This window comes from Kitasatospora sp. NPDC032150, from assembly GCF_055579945.1.
On record NZ_JBVIMH010000027.1, the window covers coordinates 25,666 to 38,448 of the forward strand.

The window sequence follows — 12,783 nt, forward strand, 5'->3', positions numbered from 1 at the left end:
GAAGACATGGACCAGCATCAGGCCGCCGAGACGGTGGTGCGGATCGTCGGCGGCGTCCTGCCCGCCGGCTCGGATCTGTCCCTGGACACCCCGCTGCGCGACTACGGGCTGGCCTCGCTCGCGGTGACCCGGCTCACGGTGAAGCTCCAGGCCGAGCTGGGCGTCAGGGTGGGCACCGACTGGCTGGCGGGCGGCGCGGACACCCGGTGGCTGATCGAGCGGGTCACCGGTCTGCTGGCCGAGGCGGACACACCGGCGGTGCGGCCGGGTCCGGCCCCGGCGCAGCCGGATCAGGCGAACCGGCACGAGCCGTTCCCGCTGACCCCGGTCCAGCAGGCCTACCTGGTCGGCCGCGACCCGGACCTGGCCGCCGACCCGGTCGGCTGCCGGCACTACCGGGAGTTCGCGGTGCCCGCGCTGGACGGCGAGCGGATGGCCGCGGCCTGGCGACGGACGGTCGGCCACCACGACATGCTGCGGATGGAGCTCGACGAGCTCGGCCGCCAGCTGATCGCACCCCGCCCGGCCGACGACGCCGTACCCGTGCACCGGCTCACCGACGCCGACCCGGCAGAGTTCGAGCAGCATCTGCTGGCCGTCCGGCGCCGGCTGACCGCCCCGGAGCCGGGAGGACCGCCGCACCGGGTGGAGGTCTCGCTCGGCCCGGGCGACTGTGGCGTCGTCCATCTGGACATCGACGGCATGCTCACCGACGGCCACGGCCTGGCGGTGCTGCTGGAGGACTGGTGGCAGTGCTACCGGGACCCGGGGTACGAACCGGCCGAGGCCGCGGTCACCGTGCGCGAGGCCGTCCTGGCGCTGCACGCCCGGCGGCGCGACCCGGAGCACCGCGTCGACCTCGAGTACTGGCTGGAGCGGCTGGCCGGGCGGACGGGTGCCCCGGCCGCCGCCGCGGAACGCCCGGCCGAGCGCCCCGGCGGCCACCCGCGCCGCTCCCTCGCCGCGGCGCTCACCCCCGCCCAGTGGTCGGCACTGCGGACCCGGGCGGCCGCGCTCGGCGTGTCGCCGACGGCACTGGTGCTGGCCGCCTTCGTCGAGGTGATGACCGCCCCGGCGCCCGGCCGGCCGTTCGCGCTGGTGCTCACCACCAGCGACCGGGTCCGGCTGCCCCACGGGACGGACCGGCTGGTCGGCCCGTTCACCTCCACCGCCGTCCTACCGGTCGTACCGGATCCGGAGCACTCCTTCGACGAGTCCGCCCAGGTCCTGCACCGGGAGCTGTGGCGGGGCCTCGAACACGGCGGAGCCTGTGGCGTGGAGGTGCTGCGGGAGCTGCGGGCCCGGGAGCACGGCGCCGAACCGCCCGCCCTGCCGGTGGTCTTCACCAGCCTGCTCGACACCGGCACCGGCGGCACCGACGGGTTCACCCGCCACCTGGTGCACGCCACCAGCCGCACCTCCGGGATCGGCCTCGACCACCAGATGTGGGAGGCCGACGGCGCCCTGCACTACCGCTGGGACGTCGCCGACGGCCTGCTCGCCCCCGGAGCCGCCGACACCCTGTTCACCAGCCTCGGCAACACACTGCGCGAACTGGCCGCGCCCGAGGCCGACGACCACGAGCTGCGCCCGCTCAACCAGCTCCAGCAGGCGTACTACGTCGCCCGCGCGCAGGGCCGCACGCCCTGGGACGGCTGCCAGGTCTACCACGCCTTCGAGGTGGACGAGTTGGACACCGGCCGGCTGGAGGACGCCTGGCACGCCCTGACCGAGCGGTACGAGTGCCTGCGCAGTCACGTCACCCGGGGCGGTGAGCTGCAGGTGCGCCGAACGGCCGGCCCGCGCCGCCGGATCCCCGTCATCGACCTGTCCACGGCCACCCCGCAGGAGGAGTCGGCCACCCTGGACGCGTTGCGCGACGCCATGGCCGGCACCGCCTTCCCGCTCGGCCACTGGCCGCAGGCCGACCTCCGGGTGACCAGACACGGATACGGCGGTGCCACCGTGCACTGCGCGATCGACCTGACCATCGCGGACGGCCGCAGCCTCCATCTGATGCTGCGCGAACTCGTGCGCGAATACGCGGCGCCCACCGCACCGGCACGCCCGTCGCCGGCCGGCGACCCCCCGCCGGCGCCGACCGCCGAGGAGCGTGCGGCCTGCGCCGCGTACTGGCGCGAGCGGTTCACCGGCATGCCCCCGGGGCCGGTGCTGCGAGCCGGCACCGACCGCCGGCGGAGTCGACGCTCCGGGGTGCTCACCGGCTGGCGGGAGGTCCGGGCCGCCGCCGAGCGGCGCGGGCTGAGCCCGGACGCCGTCCTGCTGGCCGTCCTCACCGAAGCCGTCGCCACCCGCACCGAAGGCGACTTCACGGTGCCCGCCGTCCGCTGGCTGCCGGGTGACGAGCAGCGGCGGCCCGGGGAGTACACCGGGCTCAGCTGGATCACCCACGGGTCGGCCGGACTCCCGCTCGCCGAACGGGCAGCGGCCCACCAGGCCCAGTTCGACCGGGACGACGCGTCCGGGGCCGCTGCGGACGGACTCGCCGCCCTGCGCCGGGTGGTCATGAAGGAACGGGCCGGCCGCGCCTTCGCCCTCCCGGTCGTCCACACCGGTCTGCTCGAACTCACCGAGCACGCCCCGCCGCCCGGCGTCCGGCTCGGCCGGTGGATGACGTACACCCCCGACGTATCGCTGGACGCCATCTGCGTCGAGCAGGGCGACGAACTGCACTACCACTGGGACGCGGTGCCCGCCGACTTCGCCGACGGGGACCTGGAGGCGATGTTCGCCGCGTACCGGCGGCTGCTGGGCGGCCTCGGCGCCGACCTGGCCGAGGGACCGGTGCAGGGTACCGGCCCGGTGGTCAAGGGTGCCGGCCCGGCCGAGCGCGACCTGGTGCTGTACCGGTGGAACGACACCGCCGTACCGCTCCCCGACGAGCGGCCGGTCCACCTGTTCTTCGAGGACCGGGCACGGGAGGACCCGGACGCCGTCGCACTGGTCCACTCCGGCGGCACGGTCCGCTACCGGGACCTCGACCGCACCGCCAACGGCATCGCCCGCCGGCTGCGCGCCCTCGGCGCCGGCCCGGACCAGGTGGTGGCCGTCTCCGCCCGGCGCGGGCCCGCCATGATCGCCGCCGTGCTAGGCGTACTCAAGGCCGGCGCCGCCTATCTGCCGATCGAGCCCTCGGCGCCGGTGGACCGTGCTGCCGCGATGCTGGCGGACGCCGGCGCCCGGCTGCTGCTCACCACCTCCGACACCGAGCGCGGGCCCGCGCCGGCCGGGATCACCGTGGCCGAGATCGACCGGGGCATCGTGCCCTGCGACACTCCACCGCCGCCGACCGCCGACGCGGACTCCATCGCCTACGTGATCTTCACCTCCGGCAGCACCGGCCGGCCCAAGGGCGTCGCCGTCGCCCACCGCTCGGTGCGCAACCTGCTGCACTGGTGCTGGCGGACCTTCTCCTTCGGGCCGGGCGACCTGGGACTGATGGTCACCTCGCTCGGCTTCGACCTGTCCGTCTTCGACATCTTCGGCCTGCTCGGCAGCGGCGCCGCGCTCTACCTGGCCGACGAACGCCAGCAGAAGGACCCCGAACTCCTGCTCGGCCTCCTGCTGGAACAGCCGATCACCTTCTGGAACTCGGCCCCGACCACGCTCGCCCAGCTGATGCCGCTGCTGGCCGACCGGGCCGCCGGCCGGCCGGGCGCCGACGACCTGCGACTGGTCTTCCTCAGCGGCGACTACACACCGCTGTCGCTGCCTGACGAGCTGCGCGCCATCTTCCGCCGCGCCGAGCTGGTCAGCCTCGGCGGCGCCACCGAGGCCACCGTCTGGTCCAACTACCACCGGGTGGACGCCGTCGATCCGGCCTGGCGGAGCATCCCGTACGGCCGGCCGATCGACAACTCGCGCTACTACATCCTCGACGAGTCCCTGGAGCCCTGCCCGGTCGGGGCGGAGGGCGAACTGTTCATCGCCGGCAACTGCCTGGCCGTCGGCTACCACAACCGGCCCGAGCTCACCGCCGAACGCTTCCTGGCCGACCCGTTCGTTGTCGAACCAAGCCAGCGGATGTACCGGACCGGGGACCGGGCCGCCTTCGGACCGGACGGTGTGATCACCTTCCTCGGCCGGGCCGACACCCAGGTCAAGATCCGCGGACACCGGGTCGAGCTGGGAGAGATCGAACACCGCCTGCGCAGCCATCCCGGGGTCAAGGAGGCGGTGATCCAGATCCGCACCGACTCCGCGGGCGACCAGAAGGTGGTCGGCTACCTCATCCCCGACGGCGCCGCCCCGTCCGTACCGGAGCTGCGCGGGTACGCCGCACGGACCCTGCCCGACTACATGGTCCCCAACCACCTGATCTTCCTGACCTCGCTGCCGGCCACCGCCAACGGCAAGCTGGACCGGGCCGCGCTGCCCTGGCCCCCGCCGGCCCCGGCCGAGCAGGGTGCGACGCCCGGCGATGCCGCTGCGCCCGCCGAAGCCGCCGTGCGGGCCGACGCCGCCCGGCTGACCGAGGAGATCACCGCGATCGTCACCGGCCTGCTCGACGGTCAGCCGGTCGACCCCGACCAGGACCTCTGGGACCAGGGCGCCACCTCGTTCACCGTGGTGCGGATCTCGCAGGCGCTCCAGAAGCGCCACGGGGTACGCATCCCGGTCAGCGTGCTGCTGGACTCGCCCACCGTCGCCGGGATCGCCCGCGCCCTCGCCGGGCAGCCGGCCGGGCAACCGTCCGATCAACTGGCAGCCCCCACCCAGCGGTTGGCCGTCCCGGTCGCCGACGCCCCTTCGGTAACCGACGCCCCTTCGGTCGCGGAAGCGTCTTCGGCTGCCGATGCCCGCCCGGCCGCCCCCGAGCCGGTGGACCTGCTCTCTCCCGAGCAGCAGGCCGCGTTCAAGGCCGCCCGCTGGAACCTGCGAGCCGACACGCCCGCCGAGCCGGCCCTGCCGCTGCCGATCCCGGAGGACTCGCCCGGCTGGTTCACCGCCCGCGCGACCCGGCGGACCTTCACCCGGGGGCCGCTCCCGGTTTCCGCGCTCGCCGCCCTGCTGGCCCGGCTGCGGGTCAGCACCGTCGGCGGCCGGGAGCGGCGGGCCTACCCGTCCGCCGGGGACACCTACGCCGTCCAGACCTACCTGCACGTGCGCCCCGGCGGTGTCGAGCAACTGGCCGCCGGAATCCACTACTACGACCCGTACGGGCACCGGCTGCGACTGGTCAATCCGGACCCCGCCGTCGACCGCTCGGCGCACTTCTTCTACAACCGGCCGGTGTTCGACCACGCCGCCTTCGAGATCTACCTGATCGGCCAGACCCGGGGTATCGAGCCGCTGTACGGTCCGGACGCCGAACGCTTCCTGCTGCTGGAGGCCGGCTACCTGGGGCAGAACCTGATGGCCGCCCAACAGGAGACCGGGGTCGCCCTGTGCCCGATCGGCAGCCTCGCCTTCGACGCGGTCCGCGCCGAGCTGCGCCTCGACGAGGGCCACCGCTTCCTGCACGCCTTCCTCGGCGGCGGTCTCGCCGACCGCGTGCCGGCCCCGGAGGGCCGGCCGGCGCACCTGCAGAAGGCGGACCGGCACCGGACGGACTCGGACCGGGTGGACCCGCACCGGGCGGATCCGCACGGCGGAGCGGCCGTCATCGGGCTGGCAGGCAGCTACCCCGACGCGGCCACCCCCGACGAACTGTGGCGCAACCTCGTCGCCGGCCGGCGCTCGATCGGCGTTCCGCCGGCCGCCCGCGCGGCCGAGACCGGAGCGACCCCGGGCGGGTACCTCGCCGACATCGACGGATTCGACCGTGCGTTCTTCCGGCTCTCCCCGGCCGAGGCCCGCTCGCTCGACCCGCAGCTGCGCCTGCTGCTGCAGAGCGTCCTGCAGTGCCTGGAGGACGCCGGACACACCCCGGAGTCACTGCGCCGCGCCGCTCCCCGTACCGGCGTGTTCACCGCCACGATGTGGAACGACCACCAGCACGTCGGTGCCCGGGAGTGGGAGCGCACCGGCCGGGCCGAGGTGTCCGGCGTCGCGTCGGACATCCCGAACCGGATCTCGCACGCCTTCGGGTTCCGCGGTCCGAGCCTCGCGGTCAACACCTCCTGCTCGTCCTCGCTCACCGCACTCCACCTGGCGGTGGAGTCGCTGGAACGGGGGGAGTGCGACGCCGCCGTCGTCGGCGCGGCCAACCTGATCGCCCACCCGTACCACACGGCGGTCCTGGACGGCTTCGGACTGGTCGTCCAGCACGGCGTGCGGGGCGCGTTCGACGCCGCCGCGAGCGGCTGGTCGCCCGGCGAGGGCGTCGGTGCGCTGCTGCTGCGCCGGGCCGACGACGCCCGGCGCGACGGCGACCACGTGCACGGGGTGGTCGAGGGCACCTGGGTGGACTTCGCCGGCAACTCCGACCAGTTCGGCGCACCCGACGTGTCCGCCCTGCACGACTCGATGGCCCGGGCGCTCCGGCGCGCCGGCGTCACCGCCGACGACATCTCCTACGTCGAGTGCGCGGCCACCGGCGCCGCCCTCGCCGACGCCGCCGAGATCGAGGCGCTGGGCCGGCTGTTCCACGGCCGCGCCGAGGACCCGGTGCCGATCGGCACCCTCAAGGCCGGCATCGGCCACCTGGAGGCCGCCTCCGGCCTCGCCCAGCTCACCAAGGCCCTGCTCCAGCTTCGCCACCGTCGGATCGCCCCGACCCCGGTGGCCGAACGACTCAGCCCGCTGATCGACTGGGAGGGGGTACCGCTGCGCCTCGCCGACCGGGCCCGGGACTGGCGGACGTCGTCCGGCGCGCCGCTGTGGACCCTGGTCAACGCGGTCGGGGCGACCGGCTCGCTCGCCCACGCGGTGCTGCGCTCGGCCACCGCGGACGACCTGCGTCCGGCCGGCCAAGCGGCGCCCGACGGGCCGAGGACGGCAGTACTCTCCGGCCGGTCGGAGGATGAACTGCGGTCCGCAGCCTCGCAGTTGGCCGAGTACCTGGCCGGCGCCGACCCCGACCCGGCGGATCTCGCCTTCACCCTGCAGACGGGTCGGATACCGCACAGCCACCGCTTCGCGGCGGCCTGCGCGGACCTGGCCGTGCTACGGGCCGAGCTGGCCGACCACCTGGCCGGTCTGCCGCCGGCGTCGCCGGCCGACGAGGCGGCCGTCCGGTGGCTCGCCGGGGAGGACGTCGACTGGGCCGTCCGCTGGTCCCGGCCCGCCCGCCGGATTCCGCTGCCCGCCCGCCGCTTCCCGGCGGCCCGCCTCCAGCCCGGCCGGGAGCAGCCGGCCCCGGACGCCGTCGCAGCCCAGGACCACCCGGCCGGTGAAGAGGCGGCGCGGCGGCTCGTCGAGGTCTTCGCCGAGGTGTCCGGTCTGCCGGCCGACCGACTGGATCCGCGCACCCCGCTGGAGGAACTCGGTCTGACCTCCTATCTGGTCGCCCGGCTGACCGCCCGACTGCGGGACGACTTCGGCACCGTCCCGACCACGCTGTTCTTCGAACACCGTGACCTGGCGGGAATCGCCCGGGCGGTGGTCGGCCGGTCCGTCCCACGGCCGGTGGCTGACTCCTCGCCGGACCCGAGGCCCGAGGCGCCGCGCGACACCGACGTCGCCGTGATCGGCCTCGCCGGCCGCTACCCCGGCTCGCCCACGCCGGACGCCCTGTGGGAGCACCTGACGGCGGGCCGCGACCTGGTCACCGCACTGCCCGCGGACCGGCGGCGCGGACGGGCCGGCGAGGAGCTGATGTGGGGCGGATTCCTCGACCACGTGGACCGCTTCGACCCGCTGCTGTTCGGCATCGCCCCCAACGACGCCGATCTGATGGACCCCCAGGAGCGGCTGCTGCTGGAAGTGGTGTGGGAGACCCTGGAGGACGCGGGCTACCCGCGCGAGCGGCTGCGCCGCGCCCATGACCGCATGGTCGGCGTCTTCGTCGGGTCGATGCACAACGAGTACCCGTACTTCGGCGTGGAACGCTCGCTGACCGGCCGCCCGGTGGCCACCGGCGGCACCCCGGCCGGAATCGCCAACCGGGTCTCCTACGTGCTGGACGCGCACGGGCCGAGCCTCACGGTCGACACCATGTGCTCCTCCTCGCTGACCGCCGTCCACCTCGCCGTCCGGAGCCTGCAGGCCGGCGAGTGCCGAGTCGCACTGGCCGCCGGGGTCAACCTCTCGCTGCACCCCAACAAGTACCTGCAGCAGCGGGATCTGGGGATGACCTCGACCGACCACCGCTGCCGGGGATTCGGCGCGGGCGGGGACGGCTTCGTACCCGGGGAGGGCGTCGGGGCGGTGCTGCTCAAGCCGCTGGCGGCGGCGCGGGCCGACGGCGACCGGATCCTCGGGGTGATCAAGGGGACGGCGGTGAACCACGGCGGCCGGACCAACGGCTACACGGTGCCCGACCCGGTGGCACAGGGGCGGGTGGTGGCCGAGGCGCTGCGCGTGGCCGGTGTGGCGGCCCAGACGGTCGGCTACCTCGAGGCGCACGGCACCGGTACCGCGCTCGGCGATCCGGTGGAGATCGCCGGCCTGTGCGCGGGCTACGGCGAACTACCGGCAGGATCGGTCGCGTTGGGCACGGTCAAGTCCAACATCGGGCACCTGGAGGCGGCCGCCGGGATCGCCGGGCTGACCAAGGTGCTGCTCCAGCTACGGCACCGCCGGCTCGTACCCTCGCTGCACACCGAGGAGTTGAACCCGGGGATCGACTGGGCCGCCTCGCCGTTCCGGGTGCAGCGTTCGGTGGCCGACTGGCCCAGCCCCGGTGCCGGACTGCCCAGGCGGGCCGGCCTCAGCTCGTTCGGGGCCGGTGGCGCCAACGCGCACCTGGTGGTGGAGGAGTACCTGCCGGCGGCACACCAGGAGCAGTCGTCGGAGGGGGTCGTCGGGGCGGACGGCGGGCAGCCCCGGCTGGTGGTGCTTTCCGCCCGCACCGACCAGGCGCTGCGCACGCTCGCCGGGCGGCTCGCCGCCCACCTGCACGCCGGCGGGCCCGCTGCCGGAACCCTCGCGGACCTCGCGTACACCACCCAGGTCGGGCGGGAGGCGCTGCGCGAGCGGTTGGCCCTGGTCGTCCGCAGCTTGCCCGAACTCGCGGACCGGCTCGACGAGTTCGCGGGAGGCGGCACCGAGGAGCTGCGCGGACGGGCCACCGGACCGGCCTGGTACACCGGGGCACCGGACCCGGCCGACCCGAGCGGGGACGAGCCCGAGGAGATCGGCCGCCGCTGGGTGGCGGGTACGGCCTGGGACTGGGCGGCCTGGCACCGGGGTGAAGCGCGCCGGATCGTTCCGCTGCCCCGGTATCCGTTCGACCGCCGCCGCTGCTGGCTGCCGGAGGACGGGCCGGACCGCACCGGAGCGGCGCCGGGTGTGGAGGCGGTGCCGGATGCGGGGACGTCGGCCGTAACGCCCGAGGCGTCCGTCGTAGCACCCGAGCCGCTCGGCGTCCCGTTGCGTGAGCGGCTCTGGACGCCGGCCGTCCGGCCGGACGCGGTGGGCGTCCCGGGCGCGGGACCCGTCCTGGTCCTGGCCGGACCGGGCAGCGGTGAGCTCGCTGCGCAGGTCGCCGCCGCGCTCGGAGACGAGCGGACCCGGGTAGTGCACGAGACGGCGGACGGCTTCGAGCGGGTGGACCTCGCAGGGGTCGGCGGGATGTTGGACCTGACCGACCTGCGGCGGCCGGACGACGGCCAGGGGCCCTGGCAGGCCCGGGTCGCGCTCCTGCAGGAGCTGATCCGGGGCGGGCACGGGCCGCTCCGCCTGCTCCAGGTCACCTCGGGCCTCCAGGACGCGCCGGGGGTCCGGCCCTCACTGGCCGGTGCCCGCGTGGCCGGATTCGTCCGCATGCTCGGCGCGGAGTACCCGCGCATCCGGGCGACCCAGCTGGACACCGACCGCCCCTCGGCGGCCGACCTCGTGGCCGAGTGGGCGGCCGCCGACGCCCCCGCCGAGGTCTGCCACCGGGACGGCCGGCGGCTGGTGCCGGGCTGGACGACGATCGCCGCTCCGGCCGCCCCCCCGCTGCAGGCCGATCCCCGACGCGTCTACCTGGTGACCGGGGGAACCCGTGGCCTGGGCGCGCTGGCGGCCCGTCACCTGGCCGAGCGCGGTGCCCGCCGGGTCGTGCTGACCGGGCTGCGCGGCCTGCCGCCGCGCGAGCAGTGGGACGGTACGGCGCTCGGCCCGGAGAGCGCCGAGGCGATCCGGACGGTCCGGGGGCTGGAGCGCGACGGCGTGCGCGTCATGCTGTTCGGTGGTCGGCTGTCCGAGCGGTCCCGGCTGGCGGCCTTCCTCGCCGAGGTGCGCGGCGGCCTCGGGCCGATCGGCGGCGTGGTCCACTGCGCCGGTGTCGGCGCGGGCGGCCCGGCCGCGTTCGCGCACAAGAGCGTCGAGGGCATGCGCGAGGTGCTGGAGCCGAAGGCCGAGGGCCTGGAGACGCTGGCCGAACTGGTCGCAGGGGACCGTCCCGACTTCTTCGTGGTCTTCTCCTCGGTCTCCGCGGCGCTGCCGCAACTCGCCGCCGGCGTCAGCGAGTACGCGGCGGCCAACGCCAACGCGGACTTCCTCGCGCGCCATTGGTCCCGGTTGGGGCACGGCCGGTTCCGTGCCGTGCAGTGGCCGGCCTGGTCGCAGAGCGGCTCGGCCGGGCCGGCGGCCCTGGACGCCTGCGTCCGCGCGGGTGTCGGCACCCTGACCGACGCACAGGGGCTGGCGGTCCTCGACTGGGCCGCGACCGCCGACGGGCCGGCCGTCGTACTGCCCGCCCCGGGAGCACTCCCGGCCGGCCGTACGGAGGTTCCCCGGTCGGTACCCGTCGTGACGGCATCCGAGCTCGCGCCGGTGGTCGCTGGGCCGTCACACGCGGGGCCGTCGCAGATACCCGCTGTCCCCGACGGAGCCGGGCGTGCGGACGCCCCGGCCGTCACCGTGGAAGAGGTGCCCGGCTGGCTGGCCGAGGTCTTCGAGGAGGTCGTCGGTATCCCGTCGGCCGAACTGGAGCCCGCCGCCTCCTTCGCCGAACTCGGCGTGGAGTCCGTGATGCTGGCCGAGCTGGTGGTACGGATCGAACAGCGCACCGGGCGGCCGCTGGAGCCCACGGTGCTGCTGGATCACCCCACTCCGGGGGAGTTGGCCCGGCGGCTGGCGGCCGACGGTGCGGCGACCACCGGGGCCAAGGTCGCCGGGACCCACGTCGTCGCCGCCCCGCTCGGGGACGCCGTGGTCGACGGTACGGCGAGCGGGAGTCCCACCGTCGGCACGGCGCCCGGCGACGGCGGGACGGTCGAGCGGCCGGGGCAGCCGCAACCGCTGACCGCCGCCGGTACGGGCGCGATCGCCGTCATCGGGATGGCCTGCCGGTTCCCCGGCGCGCCCGACACGGCTGCGTTCTGGGAGCAGCTGACAGCCGGCCGCGACGCGGTCACCGAGGTCCCGCCCGGGCGCTGGGACACCGCCCGGCTCTACCGGGCCGAGCCGGTGCCCGGGCACAGCATCGGCAGGTGGGGCGGATTCCTCGACGGCATCGAGGAGTTCGACCCGGACTACTTCGGCATGACCGAGCCGGAGGCCGCCGCACTGGACCCCGCCGTACGGCTCTTCCTGGAGGGGACGGAGACCGCGCTGCGCGACGCCGGCTACCTGGACGCGGAGCTGGCGGGCCGTCCGGTAGGCGTCTTCGCCGGCGCGCGGATGTCGGGCTACCGGCGCCGCGTCGGGGTGCACGGCCGCTCGCTGGGCCTCGGCGGCGCCCAGAACTTCATCGCCGCCCAGGTGTCGCACCACTACGACCTGCACGGCCCGGCGATGGTGGTCGACAGCGCCTGCTCCTCGGCCCTGGTGGCGGTACAGCTGGCCTGCCGCAGCCTGTTGGCGGGCGAGTCCGAACTCGCCGTGGCCGGCGCTGTGGAGGTGCTCCTGGACGAGGAGCCGTACCTGGAGTTCAGCGCCGCGCGGGCGCTCTCCCCGTCCGGTCGCTGCCGGACCTTCGACGAGCGGGCCGACGGGTTCGTCCCGGGCGAGGGCTGCGGGGTGCTGCTGCTCAAGCGGCTCGAGGCGGCCGTGCGCGACGGGGACGTGGTGCACGCCGTGATCGACGCCGTCGCCGTCAACAACGACGGGCGCACGATGGGCCTGACCACCCCCAATCCCAAGGCGCAGTCCGCTCTGGTGCGCCGGGCCCTGGCCGAGGCCGGGCTGCGGGCGTCGGAGATCGGGATGATCGAGGCGCACGGCACCGGTACGGTGATCGGCGATCCGATCGAACTCCGGGCGCTGACCGAGGCGTTCCGCGACCAGACCGACGGCGGCGGCTGTGTGATCGGCAGCGTGAAGTCCAACATCGGGCACCTGCTCAGCGCGGCGGGGATAGCCGGCCTGATCAAGGCGGTGCTCGCGGTACGGCACGGGACGATCCCGCCCACGGTCGGCTGTGAACGGCCCAACCCCCGGTTCGACCTGGGGAGTTCACCGTTCCGGGTGACCGCGGAACCGGTCGGCTGGCCGGATCGGGGACGCCGGGTCGCGGGCGTCAGCGCCTTCGGCCTGGGCGGCACCAACGCCCATGCGATCGTCGGCGAGCTCCGGCCGGAGTGGCACGACCGCTACCGCCCGGTGCGGAAGGCGCTGCCCGCCCCGGGGTTCAAACGCCGCCGCCACTGGCTGGACCATCCGGACGTGCCGCCCTCGGGACCGGAGACACCCCTGGCGCCTGTACCCGAACCGCCCGCGCCCCGGGCCGTCTCGATCCTCGACCTCCGCTTCACCGATGACACCGCATCGACCGCCCGCAGGCATGGCTGA

At 75.3% G+C, this 12,783-nt stretch carries 1 protein-coding gene; it reads left to right on the forward strand.

What is annotated here, in order from left to right:
* The first annotated feature begins 6 nt into the window (after positions 1-6).
* On the forward strand, positions 7-12,783 hold the full coding sequence (locus ACZ5ON_RS26685; RefSeq protein ID WP_465597754.1) for an amino acid adenylation domain-containing protein: 12,777 nt from the start codon (positions 7-9) through the stop codon (positions 12,781-12,783).

Bases quoted from the DNA above. Each gene is read 5' to 3' on its own strand.
- ACZ5ON_RS26685 (WP_465597754.1), top strand. From the start codon at position 7: ATGGACCAGCATCAGGCCGCCGAGACGGTGGTGCGGATCGTCGGCGGC.